The sequence below is a fragment of the Telluribacter sp. genome (genome assembly GCF_035998675.1).
Taxonomy (GTDB): Bacteria; Bacteroidota; Bacteroidia; order Cytophagales; family Spirosomataceae; genus Telluribacter.
Genome location: NZ_DASYHI010000013.1, coordinates 144518 through 169954 on the forward strand (window position 1 = coordinate 144518; position 25437 = coordinate 169954).

At 50.7% G+C, this 25437-nt stretch carries 14 protein-coding genes; 5 read left to right on the plus strand and 9 right to left on the minus strand.

Annotated elements, in window-relative coordinates:
• Positions 1 to 141: 141 nt before the first annotated feature.
• From VGN67_RS05560 to VGN67_RS05590, 7 genes are all read right to left on the minus strand, one after another.
• A complete protein-coding gene (locus VGN67_RS05560) occupies positions 142 to 2592 on the minus strand; it encodes an outer membrane beta-barrel family protein (protein WP_327485788.1) in 2451 nt (816 codons plus the stop codon).
• Positions 2593 to 3150: 558 nt separating this feature from the next.
• The gene (locus VGN67_RS05565; RefSeq protein WP_327485789.1) at positions 3151 to 5529 is read right to left on the minus strand and encodes an ABC transporter permease; all 2379 of its coding nucleotides are present in this window, start codon (positions 5527 to 5529) and stop codon (positions 3151 to 3153) included.
• A gap of 95 nt (positions 5530 to 5624) precedes the next feature.
• Positions 5625 to 7991, minus strand: a complete 2367-nt coding sequence (locus VGN67_RS05570) for an ABC transporter permease (RefSeq protein WP_327485790.1) — start codon at positions 7989 to 7991, stop codon at positions 5625 to 5627.
• A gap of 218 nt (positions 7992 to 8209) precedes the next feature.
• Positions 8210 to 10639 carry an ABC transporter permease gene (locus tag VGN67_RS05575; protein ID WP_327485791.1) on the minus strand — a complete coding sequence of 810 codons (2430 nt, stop codon included), beginning with the start codon at positions 10637 to 10639 and terminating at the stop codon, positions 8210 to 8212.
• A 68-nt stretch (positions 10640 to 10707) separates the two neighbouring features.
• The gene (locus VGN67_RS05580; RefSeq protein ID WP_327485792.1) at positions 10708 to 13128 is read right to left on the minus strand and encodes an ABC transporter permease; all 2421 of its coding nucleotides are present in this window, start codon (positions 13126 to 13128) and stop codon (positions 10708 to 10710) included.
• Between the two features lie 165 nt (positions 13129 to 13293).
• Positions 13294 to 15699 carry an FtsX-like permease family protein gene (locus VGN67_RS05585; protein WP_327485793.1) on the minus strand — a complete coding sequence of 802 codons (2406 nt, stop codon included), beginning with the start codon at positions 15697 to 15699 and terminating at the stop codon, positions 13294 to 13296.
• A 154-nt stretch (positions 15700 to 15853) separates the two neighbouring features.
• The gene (locus VGN67_RS05590; RefSeq protein WP_327485794.1) at positions 15854 to 16531 is read right to left on the minus strand and encodes an ABC transporter ATP-binding protein; all 678 of its coding nucleotides are present in this window, start codon (positions 16529 to 16531) and stop codon (positions 15854 to 15856) included.
• Positions 16532 to 16619: 88 nt separating this feature from the next.
• Here VGN67_RS05590 and VGN67_RS05595 point away from each other — a divergent pair, with 88 nt between their 5' ends.
• A complete protein-coding gene (locus VGN67_RS05595; RefSeq protein ID WP_327485795.1) occupies positions 16620 to 16979 on the plus strand; it encodes a four helix bundle protein in 360 nt (119 codons plus the stop codon).
• A gap of 37 nt (positions 16980 to 17016) precedes the next feature.
• On the opposite strand, the gene VGN67_RS05600 is transcribed toward VGN67_RS05595, so the two are convergent.
• Positions 17017 to 18264: an efflux RND transporter periplasmic adaptor subunit gene (locus VGN67_RS05600; RefSeq protein ID WP_327486020.1), complete on the minus strand. Its 1248-nt coding sequence runs from the start codon at positions 18262 to 18264 to the stop codon at positions 17017 to 17019.
• 386 nt (positions 18265 to 18650) lie between these two features.
• On the opposite strand from VGN67_RS05600, the gene VGN67_RS05605 reads away from it, so the two are divergent.
• From VGN67_RS05605 to VGN67_RS05615, 3 genes are all read left to right on the plus strand, one after another.
• Positions 18651 to 20003, plus strand: coding sequence for a sigma-54 dependent transcriptional regulator (locus VGN67_RS05605; protein ID WP_327485796.1), 1353 nt, complete (start codon positions 18651 to 18653; stop codon positions 20001 to 20003).
• Between the two features lie 27 nt (positions 20004 to 20030).
• On the plus strand, positions 20031 to 21365 hold the full coding sequence (locus tag VGN67_RS05610) for a sensor histidine kinase (RefSeq protein WP_327485797.1): 1335 nt from the start codon (positions 20031 to 20033) through the stop codon (positions 21363 to 21365).
• 75 nt (positions 21366 to 21440) lie between these two features.
• The gene (locus tag VGN67_RS05615) at positions 21441 to 21890 is read left to right on the plus strand and encodes a hypothetical protein (protein WP_327485798.1); all 450 of its coding nucleotides are present in this window, start codon (positions 21441 to 21443) and stop codon (positions 21888 to 21890) included.
• A gap of 63 nt (positions 21891 to 21953) precedes the next feature.
• Here VGN67_RS05615 and VGN67_RS05620 read toward each other — a convergent pair whose 3' ends face one another.
• Entirely contained in the window at positions 21954 to 23627 is a 1674-nt protein-coding gene (locus tag VGN67_RS05620; protein WP_327485799.1) for an amino acid permease, read from the minus strand.
• A 308-nt stretch (positions 23628 to 23935) separates the two neighbouring features.
• On the opposite strand from VGN67_RS05620, the gene nhaC reads away from it, so the two are divergent.
• Positions 23936 to 25405, plus strand: a complete 1470-nt coding sequence (nhaC, locus tag VGN67_RS05625; RefSeq protein ID WP_327485800.1) for a Na+/H+ antiporter NhaC — start codon at positions 23936 to 23938, stop codon at positions 25403 to 25405.
• Positions 25406 to 25437: the final 32 nt, after the last annotated feature.

Genomic DNA, 25437 nt, shown 5'->3' on the forward strand with positions numbered 1-25437 from the left:
AAGCCATTCCACCCGCTATACTCTACTGTTAATCAATAACTTAAAAATAAGTACCTGAACAAAACTGTCCGATATCGGACAGTTTTGTTCAGGTACGGACGCGGCATACCTTATCTGAATAAGGCAGGATAAAGTACCTGGTTAGTTCCCGGTCTGCACGTCGTCATTGCGGATGCCCCGCTTGTTTTTCTTGATGGCTTCCTTCAGCTTGCCGAACTTGTAGTTCAGGCTGAACTGATAGGACCGGAAATAATCCAGCCGCTCGTTGGACTGCACAAAGTCAGGACCGAACGATTCACGGTAGTCCCGTCTGAATTTGGTAAAAGGATTATTCACCGAGGCCGATAAGGACAGTTTGTCTTTGACTACATCTTTATTGACGCTGAACGAAGAGCTGATCATACGGTTGGAAGTACCCTGCAGGCTTAGGTTAGGACCGTTGACGTTTAGATTCGCATTGACGCGCCAGTCTTTCTCCAGCCGGTAGCCGGTCGAAAATGACATATTATACATTAGCCCCTGGTTTTTGAGCAGTACTCCGTTCACCAGCCCTTCTACCATGCCGTAGGCCGCCCGGCTGTTCAGGCTCATATTCCATCGTTTGGTAACCGGATAATTTACGTTCAGGCTTGCACTGGGTAATTTGGCCCGACCCGTGTTGCCATAAGTAGTTCGGGTGACCCGGGTACTGGAATCATAGACCGACACCGGAAAGATCAGATCCCGGAAATAGGTAAAACCCAGTCCAATATTGACCGATCCTTTTTTGGACCAGTTATAACCCAGCTGGAGATCATTGACCAGGGCGGGCCGCAGATTGGGATTACCCGTCCGCTCAAAATTCGGGTTCGATTTATCCACAAAGGGATTCAGCTGGTAAATACCCGGCCGCTGTATACGCTGTGAATAGCCCAGGTTCAGCGCCTTATTGCCTTTAAACTTCCGGTTAACGGACAGGGAAGGTATCACGTTGAAATAGTTCTGCCGTACCTTGAGTTCGGTAAACTGAAAGTCCGCGTTGATCACCGTTTGCTCAATGCGAACGCCCCCTTTGAGACCCCAGTTCTTGAAATTGTACTGGTACGTATTGTAAGCGCCAAAGACATTCTGCTCGTTTCGGAACTGATTGCTCAGGCCCGGCTGAATGTCAAACTGCCCCGTTTCGGCGTTATGGTTGCGGTGTTGAAAATCACTTTCATTGGCACGGAGAATGGCCTTGGCTCCCGCTTCAACCGTTAGTTTTTTCACCGGGTACAGGTAGTCAACCTGGTAGGTTTGCTCCGCGAAGCGCTGGTCGTTCAGCTGGCGGTAATCCGGCTGGAAGAAGGCTACTTCATCCGTTATGTCGATCGTGTTTCTTTGCTCATTCCGATACGAAAAATAGCGGTACGAAAAGGTAAGCATCCGGTTTTTATCCGCCCTGAACCCTTTTTGGTAGTTCAGCGCCGCATCCATACCCACGCCCCGGCCCTGGGTACTATTGCTCAGGTTATACCCCTGCAAAACAAGCTCCTCACGCGTGAGTCGGCTTTCCTGCCCGAGCCGCCCGTTTGAGCGGCTGCCGTTTATATTAAATTGTCCGGAAAACAGGTTCAGGCTGTCCAGCTCGTAGCTCAGTTCATATCCCAGATAGGCGCTGTTATTTCTTGCCTGCTGGCTGCCGTTCTGGAAAAGACTCGTTGGTTGCATTCCGGTGGTAGTGCGCTGGGTGGCAATAGAAATACGCGGAGAAGTATAGACACTGGCCCCGCCAAAGGCTGACATACCAAACTTGCCCACTTTGGCCGAAAATGAGCCCCCCAGGCCGGGCCCACCAATCGGGAAGCGCTCGCTGAGATTCACCGAACCATTATAGCCGTTGTCAATCTTTTTATTGGTAATGATGTTGATGATACCCGCCAGGCCTTCGGCATCGTACTTGGCCGGTGGCGTGGTAATGACCTCAATGCGTTGAATGGAAGAAGCCGGCATAGCCCGCAGAATGTCCTTGTAGTTCCTTTCGACCATGCTGGACGGCTTTCCGTTGATCAGAATCTTGAAGTCGGTGTTGCCCTTGAGCAGGATGTTGTCGTCGGCATCCAGCGAAAGCAGAGGTACTTTGCGCATCATTTCCAGTACACTAAATACTTTACTTTCCGGATCAGCCTGCAGGTCATAGGCAATACGGTCTACCTCCTGGACAATAATAGGTTTGGCGGCCTTCACCGTTACCTCCTTCAGTCCGACTGTCCCTTGACTGAGGTAAATCGCCCCCAGATCAAGATGCTGCCGGGTACTATCCGTGAGGTCCGCGGTTAGGGTTTTGGGCTGGTACCCTACCCCTACCAGGCTTACCAGGTACTTACCCGGACGCAAGCCCCTAAAGGTAAAGGTACCATCTGCCCGGGTGTAGTCTACCTTCAGGAGGGTAGTTGGGCTGGTCATTAGGTGGACCGTAATAAAATCCAGTTTCTGTTGGCTGGCGGAGTCGGCCAGAGTGCCGGTAATTGAAGCTGTACCGGAAAGAGTTTGGGCCAGAGCAACCGGACCGGAAAGCAGGAGCCCGCAGGCCACCAGCCAGGACATCAGGATAGTAATTGTCTTGATTTTCATAGTTTTAATTTTCATGGCTAATAGATGATGTAAAGGCATAGGGATTCCGCTGAAAACCATTGCGTTTTTCAGGGTATTTTTGATTGGTACTTCGTATTGGGTTCTGGTTATTCTTTCAGTCGAATGCTGCTTCTCTTTCCGGCCGGTTTCTGATCTTTTATCAGCAATACTACAAGCGAATATATAAAAAGGTACTTTGCTTAGCAAGGTACCTTGCTAATTTTCTTTATTTAAATGATGAGCGGCAACATAGGTGGGCGGGTGGTGAAATGCGCCCAAGGGTTAATCCCCTGGTCCTAAATTCTCTGGTGCTACCTGTTACCCTTCCGGATTGGTTGCAACAAGATTAGGAAGAACCTGGGATAACCTAGACTAGATGGGATGGAAAGCCTGAAAAATGTGACGAAGCGGCTGCTTTATTCAGTTGATAGTATTGGCAGCAGGCGGCTAACCCTTGCCGCGCGGTGGGAGGTTTTTGACGTAGAGACGCCAGATCTGGCGTCTCTACGTGCTGCTTCAATTAGAAAGGTTTGGTTTGAAGCGGGCAGACAAGTACCGCTATTCGCCTGACTTCAAGCTCTTCACCGGATTAACCATCGCGGCTTTGATACTCTGGTACGATACGGTTAGTAAGGTAATAGCCATAGCCCCCAGGCCCGACAGGGCAAACACCCACCACGAAATACCAGTACGATACTCGTAGGTTTCCAGCCAACCGTACATGAAGTAGTAGGTAATGGGCGCAGCAATGAAAAAGGAAATAATAACCAGCAGGGTAAAGTCTTTGGAGAGTAGTCGCCACAGCGTAAACACCGACGCCCCCAGTACCTTCCGGACGCCAATCTCCTTGGTACGCTGTTCGGCCGTGAAGGAGGCCAGACCAAACAAGCCCAGACAACTGATAAATATGGCCAGGCCGGCAAAGGCTCCGGCCAGCTTGCCAATGCGCTCCTCGGCCCGGAACTTGGCATCGTACTCTTCGTCCGCAAATTTGTAATTGAAAGGACTACTGGGACTGTGAATCTTGAATATAGCCTCTACTTTGTTCATGGCACTCTTAACGGGCATACCCGGCTGGAGCTTGATATTGATAACGTTGGCCCAGTCGTAGTTCATGGTAAATATAGTGGGCTTAATGGGCGTATACGGCGACTCCATTACCATGTCTTTAACCACCCCCACTACCTGGTAGGGCGTATCGTTCCACCGGATGGTTTTTCCCACTATGTCAGTTAGTCCGGTCAGTTGAACGGCCGCTTCGTTCAGAATCAGAGCGGAGGTATCGGTTGAGTATTCTCTTGAAAAGTCACGTCCTTCCAGAATTTTCCAGCCGATGGTTTTTCCGAAGTCGTGGGTACAGGCAATGGTACCAAAGAGGGGCAGTGAGTTAGGATCTTTCCCTTCCCAGTCAAAACCGATCTGGTTAGACCACACCCCGGTAGTCGGGCTCGACGACACGCTCATTTCGTATACCGCTCCTGACTTCAGCAGCGCGTCCCGCATTACATCGTACTTGCCATAGAGTTCATTGTTGAGGCTAGTCTGAATCAATCCTTCCCTCGTGTACCCTACCGGGCGATTTTTGGCGTGCTGAATCTGGTTAAATACCAGGATGGTACCAATTATAAGTACAATAGAAACCGTAAACTGAACCACCACCAGTACCTTGCGGGGTACGGCCGCCCAACGCCCCACCCGGAAGGTACCTTTCAGTACACTGAGCGGGTTAAACGACGATAGGTAGATGGCCGGGTAACTACCCGACAGAAAACCAGTAATAGCGGTGAAGGCCAAAATTAATAACCAGAAAACCGGATTACTATAGGGTATACTTACTTCTTTACCGGCCACCTCATTGAACCAGCCCAGCGACAGCAGTACCATGATAATGGAAAGCAGGAAAGCAAAGAACACGACCAGAAACGACTCGCTGTAAAACTGGAATATCAGCTGCTCCCGCTGTGAACCAATGGCTTTACGAACCCCTACCTCCTTGGCGCGCTTCTCGGAGCGGGCGGTACTCAGGTTCATAAAGTTGATACAGGCCAGCGCCAGCACAAAGATGCCGATAATGCCAAACAGCCACACAAAGGTGATGCGGCCACCAATGTTTTTGCCTTCTTTGAAGTCAGAGTATAAGTGCCACTTGCTCATGGGATGCAGGAAGTACTCCGGATTTTCCTGGGGTGTCGAGTGTGGCTTTTCCAGGTCTTTGATTTTGGCCGTTACTTTTTCGAAGTCAGCCTTGTCGTTGATTTGGGCGTACAATTGAAAGGAGTGGTTGCCCCATTGGTCCCTGGCGTTTTTTACCCATTCCTGGTCGGCTTCGTAGGCGGCCCAGGGTATATAGAAGTAGGTTTCGTGGAAATCATTGTTAAAGGGCAGATCTTCAAATATACCCGTTACTTTCAGGTTGGTTTTGTTATCAATCTTCACAATTTTATTCAGGGGGTCGGTATCTCCAAAAAGAGTTTTAGCGACTGATTCAGACAAAATAATAGACGAAGGTTCCCGAAGCGCGCTCTTAGAGGTACCCTTTATCATGTTGAGCGAAAGCATCTCGGGCAGGTCCGGCTCAGCGTACATACCGGCTTTCATGATTTTCGTATCCCCGTTTCCCAGCACATGATCAAAGTTCCAGGAAGCTTGGGCTATGTACTTAAAGTCATCCGCATACTTGTTTTGAATTTCCCCCCGCAGCGGCAACGACACCGCCCGACTGCTGCCGGTTTCGCCGTTGAAAGTCTGGTTGAGCATGACCTGTGCCACGCGGTCGTAGTTCTTGTGGTACTTGTTATAGGAAAGCTCGTCCCATATCCACAGGCCAATAAGGATAGCCACCGCCATGCCCACGGCCAGCCCGAAGATGTTAATAAAGGAGTACACCTTGTTTTTCAACAGGTTCCGCAGGGCAATTTTGAGGTAATTTTTGATCATGGTTGTTTTTGTTAAAGGAGAAAGGGTTAAAAGGAGGAAAGGATAAAAGGCGACCGCAACGGCGGAAAACCTCCTTTCTTCCTCACATCCTCCATCTATTCCGTTCGTAAAGACTTCACCGGATTCATTAACGCTGCTTTGATACTCTGAAAACTTACCGTTAATAGCGCGACACCCACCGAGAGCAGCCCCGCACCGGCAAATACCCACCATCCAATTTCGACCTGATAGGCAAATTTACTCAACCAGTCGTTCATGAGGTACCAGGCGGGATAAGCCGCCAGTAACAACGCAATAAGTACCAGCGCCACAAATTCACGGGAAATCAGGGTAAAAACACTCAGGATCGAAGCGCCCAGTACCTTGCGTACGCCAATCTCTTTGGTACGCCGCTCTACCGTAAAGGAAGCTAGCCCAAACAGACCCAGGCAGGAGATAAATATAGCCAGCCCCGAGAACCAGTTAGCCAGTTGCCCGATCTGCATTTCGCTCTTGTATATTTTATCAAACTCCTGATCCAAAAAATGGTACTCAAACGGATAGCCCGGCAGTAAAGACTTATACGTTTCTTCCAGTTTTGCTAAAGCCGCCGGAACGTTTTGTCCATCCAGCCGCACAAAAGTGATCCAGGTATACTGAGGCTGGTAGGTAATGACGGTAGGTTCAATGGGAGAATGAATCGAAGAAAGGTGAAAATCTTTGACTACCCCGATGATCGTGCCCTTCCAATTCTCCCCGAACTCAACGGGCGTTCCTACCGGATCTTTAAGATTCATCCGTCGGGCCGCTTCTTCGTTAATGATTATGTTGGTTGAATCTGTACCGAAAGTACTTGAAAAATTACGGCCATCTTTAAGCTGCAGGCCCATGGTAGGTAGCATGTCCCGGTCGCCGTTGATGACGGCAAACAGAGTTTTGTCGTCATTTGCCTTGCCCGGCCAGCGGAGGCCGTTTTCGCGGTTGGTGGGTCCGTTGAATACCGTGTTGGCTACCGTTACTGATTCTACCCCCGGTACTTTCCCAAACTCCGAATGAGCCAGTTCGTAGCGTTTGTGGTTAAGGTCGTCGGTCGAAAACCACAGTACATTATCTTTAGTATACCCCAGGTTTTTATTCCGGATAAAGCTGACCTGCTGGTATACCACCAAAGTACCTATAATCAGCAGAATAGACAGCGTAAACTGCATCACCACCAGCGACTGCCGGATTCGGACGGCCCCGCCACCCAGTTGGGTTCGACCGCCTTTCAGAACCCTTACCGGCTGGTAGCCCGACAGTACAAAGGCCGGATACAAGCCCGCCAGCAAGCTAGTTACCAGCAAAATACCCACATACGTAGCTATATAGGTCCCATTTTGCCAGTCAAACTGGATTTGTTTGGAAAGCAGGTCATTGAACAGGGGAAGTACAGTGGCCACCACTACCACCGCCAGAACACCGGAAAAAGCCGTCAGAAGTAACGATTCCCCCAAAAACTGCCAGACCAGCGCCTGCTTGTCAGCTCCCGCTACTTTACGCACCCCTACTTCTTTGGCGCGTTGGGTAGCCCGGGCCGTACTCAGATTCATAAAATTGATACAGGCAATGAGCAGTACAAAAATAGCTACGATACTGAATAAACGAACGTAGGTAATACGGCCGCCGCCTGTATACTGCCCGTTCTTAAAATCATTACGCAGGTACCAGTCCGACGCAGCGTGCAGAAACAGCGTAATATTTTTGCTATCCTTATCATGCTGGCCAACCAGATTTTTAATCTTCCCGTTTACCTTACCTGGCTCCGCACCGGTTTTTAACAGGACGGCCGTTCTGATGTTATTATTTTCCCACGAATCGCCATTCATCTGGTTCTCGCGGATGTAGTCTGCCATGGGCATCAGCCAGTCAAACTTCAGGGTCGAATTAGCCGGTACATTTTTCAGTACCCCCACTACCTTATAGTCCAGCTTTTGACTGACGCGTATTACCTTACCAACCGGGTCTTCGTTGCCAAAGTACTTAGTAGCCAGTTTCTCAGATAGTACTACTGTATTAGGCTCATTTAAAGCCAGATTTGTACTTCCTTTTATAAGCGGAAAGCTGAAGATGGTTAGGAAATCAGGGTCAACGTATAATCCGGGTTCTACAAAGGCTTTGCCCTGATAACCAAAGAGCCGGGTTTCTCCCCAGGATATACGGGTAGCCTGCTGTACTTCAGGAATATCCTGCTTCATAGTAGCCGCCGCCGGCATGGGTACGGAAGAGAAAGTAGCCACCTCAGCACCGTTTGCCTGATTCTCCATGACACTATAGATGCGCTCGTAGTGGGCATGGAAACGATTTACACTCAACTCTTCCTGTACCCAGAGCAGGATCAGCATGGTAGTCGCCAACCCGACGGCCAGTCCGGTGATGTTTATAAAGCTGAAACCTTTATGCTTCGTCAGGTTCCGCCAGGCTATTTTAAAGTAGTTCTTGACCATGGGTGTTACAAAAGGTAAGAAAGGTTCGAAAGGAGGAAAGTTTAGTCGGGTAATCCTCTGTTTTTTGGTTCTTCCCCTGCTTAGTTTATTTTGTTTTTAAACTCTATTAAATACTTCCTGATATAGGAGAAACAGCATACTAACTGCATACAGGTACTTATCCTTTCCTGCTTTCATTCTTTCCTCCGCGTGGCGGCCGCCCTTCCTCCTTTCCCGTTTTACTCCGAGCGCAGCGACTTCACCGGATTCATTAGGGCAGTTGCAATGGTTTTTCCACCTATCGAAATCATTACCAGGAGCAGCACCAGTACAGCGGGCGCGGCGAAAAGCCACCAGTTCAATTCGATGCGGGAAGCATAGTTAGCCAGCCAGTTCTCGACCAGAAAGTAGGTAATTGGGATACCGATCACGACCGACATCAGTACTGTTTTCATAAAGTCCTTCGAGAGCAAAATCATCAAATTGGTAGTACTTGCCCCAATTACCTTGCGGATACCGATTTCCTTGGTGCGCTTCGAGACGGTAAAGGTGGCCAGGCCAAATAAGCCCAGGCAGGAAATCAGAATGGCGAAACCCGTGAGGATACTAAAGACGGTCTGGAAGCGGTCGTCGGCTTTGTATTGCTTATCGTACTCGCTGTCGAGGAAAAAGTAGCTGAACGGCGAGTAGGGAAAATGGGCTTTATATACTTTTTCCAATGTCGCGAGTTGCTCGCTGGAATTTCCTCCCGAAAACTTCACGCTGGCAAACGAATCGAAAGTAGGAGAGTAGAAATGGATTATAGGGATAAAAGCGGCTTTGGGCGACTCGTAATGGTAATTTTTGAGTACCCCTCTGATGGTCCATTGCCTTCCCCAAAAACTCAGTTCCTGACCGACCGCTTCCTTAGGCGTTGGAATGCCCCAAAGCCGGAGGGCTTCTTCATTTACAAGTACTTCATCCTTTTTGGTGGTGTCAGAAAAAACGGGCCAGGAGGTGGCATCGTAGTTATTTCCCGCAACTAACCTGATTCCCATCAGGTTTACGAAGGAACTGTCAATATTGGTCAGGTAGAAGTTGTAGGAGTTTTTCTCGATAGCATTGGACAAGTTGATACCCGTCGTAGTACTCATTTGGGCGGTACCCATGCCCGGTACGGTACCCGAAAGTGACACCGCCCCTACCTGCGACTGCACCAGCAACGCCTGCCGGAAGGAACCGTACTCTTTTTGCGCATTACTGCCTACGGGGGCTTTCACCACGATGGCACGATCTACATCCACGCCCAGGTTTTGCTCCCGCAGGAAATGAACCTGCCGATAGACGGTGAACGTTTGTACCAGCAAAACAATGGTGATGGTAAATTGAAAAACTACCAGCGATTTCCGCAACAACACGCCCTGATTGGAGCGCGAGAAATTGCCTTTGAGTACCTTGACCGGCTCGAAGGAAGACAGCACGAAAGCCGGGTACAAGCCGGAAAGCAGAATGCTCAGCAGCAAAAAGGCTCCCAAACTTTGCCAGAAAAAAAGATCGCTAAAAACAGGAACGCCCCCGGGCAGTCCGGCTATTTCGATGAACAAAGGGTGGACTGCCCCGATCAAGGCCACGGCCAAAAGCCCCGCCGCAAGATTAATGAGCACCGTTTCCGTGAAAATCTGGGTCCTGATCTGGGTTTGGGTCGAGCCGACCACTTTCCTCATCCCCATTTCGCGGGCGCGGTCGAGGGCCTTGGAAGTCGTGAGATTCACGTAGTTGACGAAGGCGCTTATTAATACCAGAATCGCCACGCCCAGCAGAAAAAATACCGACTTAGCCTCACCGTTGGGTTCGGTTTCAAAGGTTTTGTGGGAATATAAGTGAATGTCGCTGATTTTTTGTCCAATCACCCGTTCGTTTTTTATTTTCTCTTCCTTTTCCAGGCGGTCGCTGAAAGCAGCCAGCGACTTCGTGAAGTGGCCATAATCCGCATTTTCAGCCAATTGCAGATAGGTAAGCGTGTTGTTTCCGTTCCAATTATCTTCTTTTTCGCCAAAATCCGAAATCATGGTCGGGTAGGAAAAAAGCATATCAAATTTCAGGTGTGTATTAGCCGGACTATTCGGCACTACCCCAACAACCTCCAAAACTACAGTACCTTCTGACTTCGGCATTTTTATAGTTCTGCCCAGCACATCCAGCGTATTGAAGTACTTCAACGCCATGGCTTCCGTCAGGACGGCCTGTCGGGTTTTGGTCATAATACCTTTTTTATTTCCCCGAATCAAAGGATAATTGAACATGGAGAAGAAAGAAGAATCTACCGCAAAAACCTTCTCCACTAAGTAGTAATTTTCGCCGATCTGCACCGTCACGTTCGGCTCGCCGAAGGGGTAGGCGCGGGTATAATTGACCACTTCGGGCATCTCCCGCATGGCTTTGGGGCCTACCGGCGGGTTGGTTTCGGTATCCTGCGTATCCAGCGTTTCGCCATTCATATAGTCCATTGTGAGCCGGACGATGCGGTCGGCCAGCGGGTGCGTGTTTTCGTAGCTCAGCTCAAAGCGTACATACTGGATAATCAGTAAGGCCACGGCCAAACCCGTTGCCAGGCCTACCAAATTGATAGCCGTGAACGTCTTATCTTTTTTAAAGATTCGGAGTGCTATTTTAAGGTAGTTCCTGATCATTTTTTGAGCTTTTTGTGATAGTAGAGACGCAAACTCTTGCGTCTCTACATGCCTGCTTTGTTCCTTCCCTATTCGCTTTGTAATGACTTCACCGGATTCATTAACGCAGCTTTGATACTTTGGAAACTTATGGTAACCAGGGCTACCCCTACTGCCAGCAGACCCGCCATCGCGAATATCCACCATTCTACATCAATGCGGTACGAGAAACTCTGCAGCCACTGATTCATCAAGTACCAGGCCAGCGGCGAGGCTATGATAATACCGATCAGTACCAGTTTCAGGAAGTCCTTTGAGAGCAGCACCACAATACCCGCCACCGAGGCACCCATTACCTTACGGATGCCAATCTCCTTGGTACGCTGCTGCGCCATGAAGGTAGCCAGTCCCAGCAGACCGAGGCAGGCAATGAAAATGGACAGCGACGTGAACAGCAAAAACAGCTTCTTGAATATCTGCTCACTCTCGTAGAAACTGGCAAACTGCTGGTCAAGGATTTCGTACTCAAACGGAAATTCCGGCGCCCGCTGCTCCCACTCCGTTTTGAGGAAGTCCAGGGCGGCAGCCATTTTCTCGGGCCGTACCTTCGCCACCATCCCCTGGTAGGCTGGCTCGTGAGCGTGCAGCACCAGCGGCTCTATCTTTTGGTGCAATGATTTATAGTGAAAATCCTTCACTACGCCGATCACCTTGCCGCGCTTGAGGGTATCAGCCGGATGGGCAGGTTCCCACTTCGGCCACAGCAGCTCTTTGCCCAACGCCTGCTCCGGACTTCCCCAGCCCATTGATTTTACGGCTGTTTCGTTCAGGATGAAGCCTTCCTCTGCGTCGGTACCGTACTCCTCAGAGAGGTTACGCCCGGCCACCAGTTCCATACCCAGGGTGGGTATGTAATCGGGGTCTATCAGGAACATGTTGATACCGACCTCCTTATCCCGGCCCGGCAGCATCACCCCATCGCCGGCAAATATCCCTCCCGGCAGACCATAGCAAGCCGTGGCCGACACGATAGTGGGATTCTGCAGGATCTCCTGCTTAATGCTCTGGTAGTCACGCCGCATATCGTCAGTATGGAAGGGCAGGATTACGAGCTGCTCTTTGTTAAAGCCCAGGTTTTTCTGCTGAATATAGTTGAGCTGGTAGTACACCACACCCGCCCCGATAATCAGCGTCGTAGAAACGGCAAACTGTACAATCACCAGCGTTTTGCGTAGTCCGTAGCCTCCCTGAGCCTTCGTCTCCAGGGTACCTTTGAGTACCTTGATGGGCTGGAAAGCCGAGAGAAAAAAGGCCGGATAGATTCCTGCTATAAGGCCAACCACCAGCATGGCAGCGGATATCTGCAACACCAGCAGGGGCGACAGCGCATCCAGCAGCGACAGCTCCTTGCCGGCCCAGTTATTGAGGACCGGCAGCGTCACTGCCGTCAGGCCTATGGCCAGTACCATAGCCAGAGCGGTAAGTACCATGGATTCGCCCAGAAACTGCCCTATGAGCTGACTCCGCTGGGCACCGATGGATTTACGCAGTCCTACCTCCTTGGCCCGTTTCATCGAGCGGGCGGTGGAGAGGTTCATGAAGTTGAAGCAGGCGATCAGCAGCGTGAATAAGGCCACTATGGCGAAAGCGTACACATAGCGTATGTTGCCTTTCCGGGCTATATCGTACTCCAGCTCCGCCGAATGCAGGTAGATGTCCTTAAGCGGTTGCAAAGAGGTTTTGTAGGCGTCGTCCCTCTGTTCCGGATTGGCATACCGATCCACCATCGCAGGTATCTTGGCAACTACTTTATCGGGATCAGCACCCGGCGTCAGGAGTACGTAAGTATAGAACTGCTGCCAGCCCCAGTCTTCAAGGCGAGCGGGGGCGTTGACGATTTCGCGCATGGTACTGAACGAGCCAATCGCATTCACTTCCAGGTGGGAGTGGCGCGGCATATCCTTCATCACGCCCGTCACCCGTAACTCCAGATTACCGTCTACCTTCAGGATTTTGTTCAGGGGGTCCTCCTTGCCAAAGTACCGCTCCGCCATGGACTCGCTGATGACCAGCGAGCCTTGTTCTTTGAGTACCTCCTCCTTGTTTCCCCGCACCAGCGGTAGCGTTAGTACATCAAAAATGGTGGAATCGGCCAGAATAATGCCCTTCTCCTTGTACTTGTTGGTATTGTAGGTTACCAGCGGCTCATTGAAGGTAAACACGCGGAACATCTTCTCTACTTCCGGCAGATAGGCCTTCATGGCCGGACCGTAGGCGGGTGCCGTCAAGGCCAGGTGGTTCAGGCGCCCCTCGGAGATCCGGTCGTTTCTGAGGCGGTAGGTTCGGTCGGCTTTTTCGTGGAAGTTGTCGTATTTTAGCTCATCCTTGATGAACAGGTAGATAGTCAGGCAGCAGGCGAGTCCCACCGACAGACCCAATACATTAATGACGGTGTACATCCGCTGACGCAGCAGGCTCCGGAATGCAATTTTGAGGTAGTTCTTTATCATGGCTAAGTTAGGTAGTTAGGGGATTAGGTAGTTAGCTATTAGCTGTCCGGGATTAGCAAATAGTTTATTGAGATGCAAGATGTTGCGTCTCAACGCTAGTTGGGATTTTTCTTATACGGAGTCAGACACATTTTGCCATTCTTCATTTTAATTCTCCGTTATACATTACTCCGAGCGCAGCGATTTGACCGGATTCATGAGAGCGACTTTGATACTCTGAAAACTTACCGTGAGCAGCGCTACACCTACGGCCAGCAAGGCCGCTACCAGGAACACCCACCATGGTATGTCAATGCGGTAGCTAAAGTCCTGCAGCCAGCGGTCCATGGCGTACCAGGCCAGCGGTGAGGCGATGACAATGGCGATAAGTACCAGCTTCAGAAAATCCTGCGAAAGCAAGGCGACAATACTACCAATAGAAGCGCCCAGAACTTTACGGATACCAATTTCCCTGGTACGCAACGCCGTGGTGTAAGCCGACAGGCCGAACAAGCCCAGGCAAGCCAGGAAGACAGATAGAAAAGCAAAAACACTGAAAATGCGGCCGGTGCGGGTTTCGGTGGTATAGAGTTTGTTGAAATCTTCGTCCAGAAAGCGGTACTCAAAAGGTCGGCTGGGTACCAACCCGTTCCACTTGCTTTCGAGGAACTGCAGCGTACTGCTTAGCTGATTTCCCGACAACTTCACCAGCAGTACGTTTCCGTTGGGTTCGGGGAACAGCACCAGCGGGCGGATGGTCTCACGCATGGAGGCAAAGTGAAAATCTTCCACCACGGCCTTTACTTCACCCTTGCGGTTGCCACCCATGTCCATTTTCTGTCCAATGGCCTGCTGTGGTGTCCAGCCCAGGTCTTTGGCGGCGGCTTCGTTAAGAATAAAGTAGTAGTAGTTGGCCGTGTCGCCGTACATGACCGGAGCCAGGTCCATATCGGTTTGGGTCAGGTCGCTACCCGCCAGGATGCGCAGCCCCATGGTCTTTACAAAGTCTTCGTCAATGGGCAGACCCGTTACCATGCGGTACTGGCCCTCCGTCCTATCGGACCGGCGCATCCCGTATTCACCTTTGATAAATAAGGGTGATTCGTACGCCAGCGACACCTGTCGGATGTTCGCGTTCTGTCTGAACTCGTTCTTGATGGTCTTAATTTTCTCCCCTACCTGCCGGTCGGCTGGTAGAAGTACGACGTGCTCCTTGTCGAGCCCCAGCTTCTTGTTCTGAATATAGGAAAGCTGGTTTTGGACAATAAACGTACTGATAATCAGGAAGGCCGTAATAGCAAACTGGAACACAATGAGCGTCCGGCGGAAGTGGGCGGCGCCGGTAGTTTTGAGGTGGCCCTTAAGTACCCGTACCGGCTGGTAGCGCGTAAGCACCAGCGCCGGGTAGCTGCCCGCCAGCAGACTCACCACCAGGCCTATCCCAACTATAATTAGCAGGTTGGATGGCTGTAGCCAGACTTCAATGGAAAATTGCCGGTCAGATAACTGGTTGAACAGCGGCAGGGCCAGGTAGGCAAACAGCACGCCTAGTAGCAGCGCAATAAAAGTAACAATAACCGACTCGCCGATAAACTGTCCAAAAAGCTGCCCAGGCTGCGCTCCCATTACCTTCCGGACACCTACTTCCTGGGCCCGCTCCACCGCCCGGGCCGTAGCCAGGTTGACGTAGTTGACGCAGGCAATAAGCAGGATCAGTAGGGCAATGGAGCCAAAAATGTAGATATAGAGAAGGTCGCCGTTGGGTTCAAAATTGCCTTCCACCTCCGAATGCAGGTGCACCCGAAGGAGCGGCTCGAGGTTGTAGGTAAGGTAGTTGCTGCCCGTCATCTCGGTCTCGGCCGACTTAGACTTCAGGTAGCCAGGTACCTTGGCCTGTAGCCCGGCCAGCGCCTCCGGCGTACGGAGCAGCAGGTAGGTAGCGTAGTTGGCCGACCACCACTCCTCGGTTTTGGAAGCACCCAGCGACGAGAAGGAAGCCAGAATATCGTATTTAATCTGCGAATTGAGCGGGACATCTTCCACTACGCCGGTTACGGTGTAGTCGGTTTCACTCCGGCTGGCATCCACACGTAGTACCTGGCCTATGGGATCTTCGTTGCCAAAGTACTTACGGGCCGTTGATTCGGAGAGTACCAGTTTATTGGGACCCGCCAGTGCGGTCTTTGGGTCGCCTTTCCGGAGTTGGAACGAGAATATCTGAAACAGCGACGAATCGGCATATACGAATTTTTTTTCGCTGTACTGCTGGTCACCCTGACGTACCACGGCCGAGCTGTTCAGCAGCCGGACGCCGACCTCTACTTCCGGAAAGGCCCGTACAAACTCAGGAGCTACTTTGGTGCCGGTTACGGCTGCTTTTCCCACGTTACCATCCAGACTGTACTCCATGGTCACACGTACTGTCCGGTCGGCTTTCTGCTGAAAGCTATCGTAGCTCAGCTCATGCGATACGTACATGAACAGCAGCAGGCAACAGGCCATACCGACGGCCAGTCCCAAAACCGTAATCAGCGAGAATAGGTTATTCCGCCACAGGTTCCGAAAAGCGATATGGAAGTAGTTCCTGATCATGGCTATTTTAGGTATTAGCGATTAGCAGTTAGCTGTTAGCCAGATTTTTACAAGGATGTTTTGGTCTTTATTGAGGGTAAATACTCCTAAATAAATTTCAAAGAATCCCCTATAAAAAGAAAACTAAAAACTAACCACTAACTCCTAACAGCTACTACACATGTACCTTTTCGGTCACGATTTTACCGTCGAACAGGTTCACAATACGGTGGGCGAAACCGGCATCGTAGGGGGAGTGCGTTACCATGATAATGGTGGTACCTCCTTCGTTGAGCTGGCGGAGCAGGTTCATTACCTCTTCACCGTTTTTGGAGTCGAGGTTACCCGTAGGCTCATCCGCCAGGATGGTTTTGGGAGTGGCTACCACGGCGCGGGCAATGGCCGTACGCTGTTGCTGTCCTCCCGATAGCTGCTGCGGGAAGTGGTTGCGGCGGTGCATCATGTTCATGCGGGTCAGCGCTGCTTCTACGCGATCCTTACGCTCAGCCGGAGGCGTCTTCAGGTACAGCAGGGGAAGCTCGACGTTCTCATATACGGTGAGTTCGTCAATAAGGTTAAAGCTCTGGAATACGAAGCCAATGTTACCCTTACGAATCTGGGCCCGCTGCCGCTCCGACATCTTCGACACATCGGTGCCATAAAAGTCGTAGATACCTTCGGAGGGGTTGTCCAGCAGCCCCAGGATGTTCAGGAGCGTAGATTTTCCGCATCCGGAAGGCCCCATAATGGCCACAAACTCACCGTCCTTGATATCCATATCAATGCCGTTCAGGGCGGTGGTTTCCACCTCTTCGGTGGTGAAAACTTTCTGTAAATTGGTAGTTCTGAGCATGGTTTTTTTAGGCGTTAGCTGTTAGGGATTAGCTATTAGTTTTTATTTATTATTCATTTATTTATTTCTTCTCTGATAAATACAGGCTATGAGAAAATTTGAAGATTTACAAATTTGGCAACGTAGTCATGCATTAACATTAGCTATTTATAAGGCTTCCGCTACTTTCCCAAAGGAAGAATTATATAGTCTTACTTCTCAGATACGCCGGTCTGCTTCTTCCATTCCAACCAATATTGCCGAAGGCTGCGGACGAAATACGGAGGCAGATTTCGCACGTTTTTTAGTTATAGCTATGGGCTCTTCTTCTGAATTAGCTTATCAACTTATTTTGGCCAAAGACCTCAATTATATCTCAGAAGAAGCTTTTAATACATTAAATTCAGAGCTTGTCGAAATCAGGAAAATGGTCAACGCCTATATTCAAAAAGTTAAACCGTTTCCCTAAGTAAGCTAACAGCTAACTACTTATAGCTAATAGCTCTTTAAAATTCCAACACCTCATTATCTCCAAAATTCTCGTAGGAAGAGGTGATTACTTTTTCGCCGGGTTCGAGGCCTTCCAGTACTTCAAAGTACTCGGGATTTTTACGGCCCAGGGTAATTTTCCGCTTGGAAGCGCGGTTGCCATCTGCCCCTACTACGTATACCCAGTTGCCACCTGTATCGGAGAAGAATCCGCCCACGGGCAGCAGCGTAGCCTTGGAAGGTTGCCCCAGCTGTACCCGAATCGGCGTTGACTGACCCCGCTTAATGCGTACCGGTGCTCCTTCCGCAAAACCCATATCCACTTCAAAGCGTCCGCTGCGTACTTCCGGATAAATCTTGACAATTTCCAGGGGAAACGACTTTCCGTCGAAGTCCATGGACCCGCGCAGCCCCACAAAGATGCGGGAGATGTAGTGCTCATCAATGCCTACGCGCATTTTGAAGCCGTCGAGGTCATCAATCTGACCGATGTTCTGTCCCTGGCTTATATTGGAACCTACCTCTACGTTCATGGAGGAAAGCAGACCCGACACCGGCGCTTTTACCACCAGGTTATCCAGGGTTTGCCGCCATAAGGCTACGTTTTTCTGCGTATTGGACAGCGTACCTTCCAGCTGGGTAATCTGCATCTTAGCGTTTTCCTCCTGGTACTTCTGCGACTCTACCTCAATTTCGCGCTGCCTGGTCAGGCGGTCATACTCCCGCTTTGTTTTTAGGTAGTCGGCTTCGGGGATTACCTTGTCCCGGAACAGCTGCTCGTTGCGGCGGTGGGCGTCGCGGGCCTGGTCTATCTGAAAATCGAGTTCGCTAAGGGTTTTCTGTAGGTTAAAACGCTCTACCCGCAGGCGCTGGCGGGTGTTCTGCAGGTCGTTTACGAGGCGGCTGGCTTCCGTTTCTGACTGTAGGAAGTTAAGCTTCAGGCTTTGGTTTTCGAGTCGGAGTAAGACCTCCCCCTGCTTTACCATGTTTCCGCCTTCAACGAGCTTCTGGGTTACGTATCCACCCACGATGGCATCTAGCTGGATGGTTTTAAGCGGTTGAACTACCCCCGTTACCACAATAAATTCGTCAAATTCGCCCTGCTTTACCGTCGAAACCGTAAGTTTATCTTTTTCTACGTTTAACTTGCTGCGTTTGTCGGCAAGGAAAAACTGATAGATAAGAAAGCTGGCCAGCAGTACCCCAAAAACAGTACCGCCGATCCGACGGCTATTCCAGAACTTTTTGGGCTTTATGCGGTCCATGGAATTAGAATTGTTTTCGGCGAAGCCGGATTTAGGGTTACCAAAAGGGGGCGTTTTAATTTCCATTGTAAAAGTAATGTCTTGTATGACTTTATAATAATTGTCTTCGTCTTTTGCATAAAGTACCCAATCCCTATGCCAGAAGAACAGCTCATACATAACCCTCTGTATTTCAGTAGAATTAAATTTTCAACCAGCTAATTGACTGTTCATTATCGGACACTTTTGTTCGGCAGCGAACAAAGCCTTTTTGAGTACATTTGTGTAATTTATTTACAGTAAGCCGCTTATGGCAATTACTTAGTATAAGGAATACTTTTTGCTCTTTCCTGCTTGTAACAATAGCCCAACCACCTGATATTGATTACCATTTATACTAACTAACCATGCAACTCTCCCAGGCCAAAATACTTATTATGGACGATGACGTGGACGTACTCAGTGCGGCCAAGCTGCTGCTGAAACGTCACGTCAAACAAGCTGATATTGAAAAGAATCCCGAACGCCTGCCTTTCCTGGTTACGAATGGTGCCTATGACCTGATTCTGCTGGACATGAACTTTACCCGCGATGTGAGCAGTGGCCGCGAGGGTTTTCAGTGGCTGGACCGGGTACTGGACATTGCCCCCCAGATGGTCGTCATTATGATTACTGCTTACGGCGATGTGGAAATGGCCGTTCGGGCTCTGAAGGCTGGTGCCGCCGACTTTGTCCTTAAGCCCTGGGAAAACGATAAACTGTTATCAACGATTGAAAACGCGCTGCAATGCCGCGACGACAAGGCCGGTACCGGCGAAGAGAAAAAACCGGAAAAGAAAGCCGCTGACACTTCTATTATAGGTAGCAGCGCGGCCATGCAGCAGGTACTTGATACCGTAGCAAGAGTAGCGCCTACCGATGCCAATATACTGGTACTGGGTGAAAACGGTACCGGCAAAAGCCAGATAGCCCGGCATATCCACCAGCTTTCCCGGCGGGCCGACAAGCCTTTCGTGACCGTTGATCTGGGCGCCCTGAGCGACTCCCTGTTTGAAAGCGAACTCTTCGGCCACGTGAAGGGTGCCTTCACCGACGCCAAGGAAGACCGTCCCGGACGCTTCGAGGAAGCGCAGGGAGGTACTATATTTCTGGACGAAATTGGCAACCTGCCCCTTCCGCTGCAGTCCAAGCTGCTGACGGTCATTCAGGAGCGCCGTATTACGAGGGTGGGTTCCAACAAGCCGGTACCGGTAGATGTACGGCTTATCTGCGCTACCAACCAGGATGTTGACAAAATGGTGGCCGACCGGCAGTTCCGGCAGGACCTCCTCTACCGCATTAACACCATTGAGCTGGAGCTACCCGCGCTGCGGGAGCGCCCGCAGGACATTGCCCCGCTGGCCGAGCACTACCTGAAGCAGTTCCGTAAGAAGTACAGCCGTCCGGTATCGTCGCTGAGTGCGGCCCTGGTCAAAAAGATGGAACAGTACAACTGGCCCGGTAACATACGCGAGCTGCAGCACGCCATTGAGCGGGCGGTGATTCTGTCGCAGTCAACGGCGCTGCAACCAGATGATCTCTTTCTGAAAAATACGGGTCCGGAGCCGGCCGCCGCTACGGGTTTTGATTTGGAAGAAATGGAAAAAACCATGATCGTCAAAGCCCTCAAACGCTACAACGGCAACATCACCGACACGGCCCGCGAACTGGGCCTGAGCCGGGCGGCCCTTTACCGCAGGATGGAAAAATACGGACTATAAGCCTCTTCTAACTCTGCGCCCCCTTCTATGCGTCATTTTTCTATTGGTATAATATGGCGGGTAAGCCTCCTGATTCTGTGCGGAATGGGCTTGGGTTACCTGGCGGTCCAAACGCCCCAGCCTCTGCTGCTTATTACTTTATTGTCTTTGGTTACCATCCAGGTAGGGCACAGCATTTATTTATACGTTACTTCCTTCAACCGCAAATTTGTCCATTTTCTCGAATCGGTCCGCTACTCTGACTTTGCCATCAAGTTTCGTTCTGACAACGAAATGGGGCCTACTTTTAAAGAGCTCAATCAGCAGTTTAACGAGGTACTTGGGGCTTTTCGACAGGCCCGGGCCGAAAAAGAAACTAACCTGCAGTACCTCAACGCCATTGTGCAGCACATTGGTACCGGACTAATTTCCTTCGACGCCCACGGGCAGGTGAGCCTGATCAACAACGCGGCCCTGCGCATGCTGGGCATTTACCGCCTGCGTCAGCTGATCGAGCTCCGCGACACGCACCCCCGGCTGTATGAACTGCTGTCGAATCTGGAAACGGGCGTTCGTGAGCTTTACAACACGCCGAATGACCAACCCCTGGCCGTACAGGGTACCTCCATGCAGCTGCAGGGTACCTGGGTGCGTATTGTGGCCCTTCAGAATATCCGTACTGAGCTGAATCAGAAGGAGGTAGAAGCCTGGCAGAACCTCACGCGGGTACTTCGCCACGAGATCATGAACTCCATGACGCCCATCCTGTCGCTGGTAGGTACCATGCGCCTGATCGTTAACGAAGACATCGAAAAAAGTACCACCGATCAGGAGGCAGTAGGTGACCTCAAGGAAGCCCTCCAGACCCTTGAAAAGCGTAGCCAGGGTATGATGCAGTTTGTCAATGCCTACCGTGATTTTACGACGCTACCCAAACCCAATCTGGCTCAGGTAGAGGTACGGGAGTTGATACGGGATGTGGTACAGCTACTTCAGGTCAACCTCTCTACGGCCGGGGTACAGTGTCAGGTAGAGGTAACACCCGAAAACCTGTCGGTGCGGGCCGACTGCGACCAGATTCAACAGGTACTTATTAACCTTATAAAAAACGCCCTTGAGGCATTTAGTACCCAACCCGCCCCCCTGATAAAGCTGAATGCCTATACCTCCGAAAATCAGTCGGCGGTAATTGAGGTAATTGACAATGGCGATGGCATTGAACCCGAAGCGCTGGAGAAAATATTTATTCCGTTTTATACTACCAAAAAAACGGGCTCGGGTATTGGTCTGAGTCTTTCGAGGCAGATTCTGCAGCAGCACGGCGGACAACTCACAGCCCACTCGCAGGTAGGGCAGGGTACGGTTTTTTCATTGGTAATTTAAAGGTATTACAAAAAGAATTCCGACCTTTTACAACTACTAAGGAGGGTTTAAGGTCTTCAGTAAAAAAACAGTACTATGAATCATTTAGTCTACTTGTTTCTGGCGGGACTGGGCCTAATGGCCTGTCAGGAAAACTCAATAAACAGGAATGAAGAGGAGGTAATCCGCTACCGGGAAACCGTGACGCTGGCCGAATCGCCCAAAGCCACGCTCACGTTTGCGGAGGTACAGGACAGCCGGTGCCCGGAGGGGGTGCAGTGTATCTGGGCCGGCAACGCTACCGTCGACCTCTCACTTACTTCTGCCATTTCGGCCGCTACCGAGCCGGAAGTGGTTAAGATGTGCCTGGGCGATTGCCGTACGCTTTATCCGAAAAATTCTTACCGTAATGCCGACACGCTGAACTATACCCTGGCCGGACAGTCGTATCGTTTTATTCTGAAAGCCGTTAGTCCGACTCCTAAGGACGGGCAAACGGTCAAAAAGGAAGATTATACCATTACGCTGGGGATTGAGAAGATGTAGTACCTGCTATTATAGACCCATTACCGGTGGCACGGTTTGAAACCGTGCCACGGGTCCTGCTGATTACTCATTCCCTTCTGCCAGCGCGCTCTTCCGGTAGCCATAGCTGAAATAGATTACCAGCCCGATCACCAGCCAGACAACAAAAATCAGCCAGTTGGAAGTACCCAGTTCGGTCATCAGGTAGAGGTTGGTCAGGATACCCAACACCGGCAGCAGCGAGAACTTATAGCGGAAAGCCAAAACCGACAGTACCAGCCAGGTGAGCCAGAAAAAAGCCAAAAGTGGCTTCACCCCTATACTTTCCGGAAGTGTACCGGTAGAAAGGGTATATCCAAAGGCAATAATAAAAAATACCCCTACTACAAGCTGCCCGTTTATATAGGGTACTCTAAACCGCGATTGTTTTGAGATGCCGGTATAGTCCAGGTAAAGTACCCCGGCACACACCAGAATAAAGGCGAAGAAGGTACCTACGCTGGTCAGGTCCACGAAGAAATCCATCTTGAAGAAAAGAGCCGGTACCGCCACTACAATACCAGTAACGGTGGTTGCAAAAGAAGGAGTCTTGTATTTCGGGTGAATCCGGGAAAAACGCTTCCACAGCAGACCATCGCGGCTCATGGTCATCCAGATCCGGGGCTGTCCCAACTGGTACACCAGCAGAGCGCTGGTAATAGCTATGACCGCACTGACCGAAATAATGCCAGCCATAAAGTCCAGACCGATACGCTGAAATACAAAGGCCAGCGGATCGTCTACGTTCAGTTCCTGGTAGTTGACCATACCCGTAAGGACCAGCGTAATAAACACGTAAAGTACCGTACAGATCAGCAGACAGTAAATCATGGCCCGGGGCAGGTCGCGCTGCGGATTTTTACACTCTTCGGCGGTAGTAGAGATGGAATCAAATCCAATGAAGGCAAAAAATACCGCCGCTACCCCGCTTAGTACCCCTTTTACGCCATTGGGAGCAAATGGAATCCAGTTTTCGGGCTTTACGTAAAAGGCTCCGGCAAAAATCACCAGCAGCACTACCCCGATTTTCAGGACAACCATAATATTACTGGCTGTACGCGATTCCCTGATTCCCCGGTACACCAGCGCCGTTACAAGTACCGTAATCAGCCCAGCCGGCAGGTCGAGGATCAGCCGAAAGGTGCCCAGTTGCGGAGCCGTCTGGTACGCCTGTGCCGCTTCGCGCTCGGCAACCGTCAGGGTACCCGTACCACCAGCAACCTGAAATTTTTCATACGCCTCGGCCGCCGAACCCGGATCAATAGTCAGGTAAGCAGGAAGGTGTAGCCCGAAGCCCGCCAGCATACTCACGAAGTACTCCGACCACGAAATGGCCACTACCATGTTGGAAACGGCATATTCCAGAATAAGCGCCCAGCCGATGATCCAGGCGAACAATTCACCAAACGATACGTAGGCGTAGGTATAGGCGCTCCCGGACACGGGAACCGTACTGGCAAACTGGGCGTAGGAAAGGGCCGTAAATACACAGGCTATGGCCGTAAACACAAACAACAGCGACACGGCCGGTCCGCCGTTGAAGCTGGCCAGACCTATAGTACTGAAGATACCCGCTCCGACGATGGCCGCAATTCCCAAAGAAACCAGATCACGAACCCCGAGTACTTTGGCCAAACCAGCTTTTTCATCGGCCTGTTCAGCGTCATGGAGGATTTTATCAACCGATTTTTTACGAAACAGAGAAGAGTTGTTTGTCATGAAGTAGTAGCCTACAGGTTCTAAAATAATTTCGAAATATAAGGATAGTTTCAGGTTTCTGAAAGCAGCGCTGACCGACTATTGGTGGCACTGTTTGAAACAGTGCCACCAATTTAAACTTATATTACGCACAGTTAACCGACAGGTTGTCTATGGCTGTCGTTGGTACAAATTTCTGTACAACCTGGCTCAATTACCGGATTTTTGAGTATACTTGAATACTAGTAAGCGGATTTGGCTCAAAGGTTTTTTCTGAAATACCTTTTATTGAATCTGCCTGTCCGTTTCAGATAACAATCTCCTGATTCATGAATAACAAAACCATTTCCCTGCCGGAGGCCCTTATTCCCATTGTTTTTCTGATCTTCCTGCTTGCTCTGAATGTGTTTACTTTCGAAGATTCACTTGGAGGACCTAACCAGTTTGCGCTGCTGCTGGCGGCAGCCGTAGCGGCTATGGTAGGCTACACCAAGGGCGTTTCGTATAAGGAAATAATCGCTCAGATTGCCCGAAACATTGAAAGTACCTCCGAAGCCATCATCATTCTGCTGCTGGTTGGTTCGCTGGCGGGTACCTGGCTGGTGAGCGGGGTAGTACCGGCTATGGTGTACTATGGTATCCAGATCCTGCACCCAACTATTTTTCTACCGGCCTGTGTGGTTATATGTTCTATTGTGTCGGTAGCTACCGGTAGTTCCTGGACCACCAGCGCCACCATTGGTATTGCGCTCATGGGTATTGGCAACGCCCTGGGCGTTTCCGAAGGCATCGTAGCCGGGGCGGTATTGTCGGGGGCTTATTTCGGGGATAAAATGTCGCCCCTGTCCGACACGACCAACCTGGCACCCGCCATGGCCGGTACCGATCTGTACACGCATATCCGGTACATGGCCCTGACTACCGTTCCCTCCATTGTGGTTACGCTGATCATTTTTGTGATTATTACCTTTAACCTCGATACCGCCAGCGTCCAGAGTACCACCCGGATTCTTGAGGTCATCGATTCCAAATTCTTTATTACGCCCTGGCTGTTTCTGGTACCGGTGGTAGTCATCGGGCTCATCCTGCGCCGCACACCGCCCATTACGGCGCTGCTGGTCGGGGCGCTGCTGGGGGGCGTTTTCGCTGTTATTTTTCAGCCGCAGTTGCTGGCTTCTCTGGCCGGCACCAACTCGCTGAACGCCACCGTTGCTTTCAAAACCGTGATGACCGCCCTGACATCCAGCGTAGCCATCCAGACTACCGACGCTTCTCTCAACGACCTGTTTTCGTCGGGCGGTATGGCCGGTATGCTCAACACCATCTGGCTCATTCTGTGCGCCATGGCGTTTGGGGGAGCCATGGAGGCCAGCGGTGCGCTGGGACGAATTACGCAGAGTATCCTGCGGGTAGCCCACTCTACCACCGGACTTTTTACCAGTACCGTGTCTACCTGTATTCTTTTTAACCTCACCGCTTCGGACCAGTACCTGGCCATCGTAGTACCCGGCAAAATGTTCGCCCGGGCCTACCGGGAGCACGGCCTGGCTCCCGAGAATCTGAGCCGTTCGCTGGAAGACTCCGGTACCGTTACGTCCGTACTGGTACCCTGGAATACCTGCGGGGCTTACCAGAGTGGCGTGTTGGGTGTAGCTACCCTTGACTATGCGCCCTATGCCTTTTTTAATATTATAAGTCCTTTTATGACGTTGATCTTTGCGGGCTTTGGCATAAAAATTCGAAGAATACCAAAAGCGGAGGTAGAACTCGTAGCAGGTCCTGTTCCCGTTCAACCCTGAAACTTATCCGGCAGGTTTAAGGTACTATAGTA

Coding starts and splice junctions, on each gene's coding strand:
- VGN67_RS05585 (WP_327485793.1), bottom strand. CDS start 15,699: ATGATCAGGAACTACTTCCATATCGCTTTTCGGAACCTGTGGCGGAAT.
- VGN67_RS05620 (WP_327485799.1), bottom strand. CDS start 23,627: ATGACAAACAACTCTTCTCTGTTTCGTAAAAAATCGGTTGATAAAATC.
- VGN67_RS05565 (WP_327485789.1), bottom strand. CDS start 5,529: ATGATCAAAAATTACCTCAAAATTGCCCTGCGGAACCTGTTGAAAAAC.
- VGN67_RS05605 (WP_327485796.1), top strand. CDS start 18,651: ATGCAACTCTCCCAGGCCAAAATACTTATTATGGACGATGACGTGGAC.
- VGN67_RS05575 (WP_327485791.1), bottom strand. CDS start 10,639: ATGATCAGGAACTACCTTAAAATAGCACTCCGAATCTTTAAAAAAGAT.
- VGN67_RS05570 (WP_327485790.1), bottom strand. CDS start 7,991: ATGGTCAAGAACTACTTTAAAATAGCCTGGCGGAACCTGACGAAGCAT.
- VGN67_RS05595 (WP_327485795.1), top strand. CDS start 16,620: ATGAGAAAATTTGAAGATTTACAAATTTGGCAACGTAGTCATGCATTA.
- VGN67_RS05580 (WP_327485792.1), bottom strand. CDS start 13,128: ATGATAAAGAACTACCTCAAAATTGCATTCCGGAGCCTGCTGCGTCAG.
- VGN67_RS05615 (WP_327485798.1), top strand. CDS start 21,441: ATGAATCATTTAGTCTACTTGTTTCTGGCGGGACTGGGCCTAATGGCC.
- VGN67_RS05590 (WP_327485794.1), bottom strand. CDS start 16,531: ATGCTCAGAACTACCAATTTACAGAAAGTTTTCACCACCGAAGAGGTG.
- VGN67_RS05560 (WP_327485788.1), bottom strand. CDS start 2,592: ATGAAAATCAAGACAATTACTATCCTGATGTCCTGGCTGGTGGCCTGC.
- VGN67_RS05600 (WP_327486020.1), bottom strand. CDS start 18,264: ATGGACCGCATAAAGCCCAAAAAGTTCTGGAATAGCCGTCGGATCGGC.
- nhaC (WP_327485800.1), top strand. CDS start 23,936: ATGAATAACAAAACCATTTCCCTGCCGGAGGCCCTTATTCCCATTGTT.
- VGN67_RS05610 (WP_327485797.1), top strand. CDS start 20,031: ATGCGTCATTTTTCTATTGGTATAATATGGCGGGTAAGCCTCCTGATT.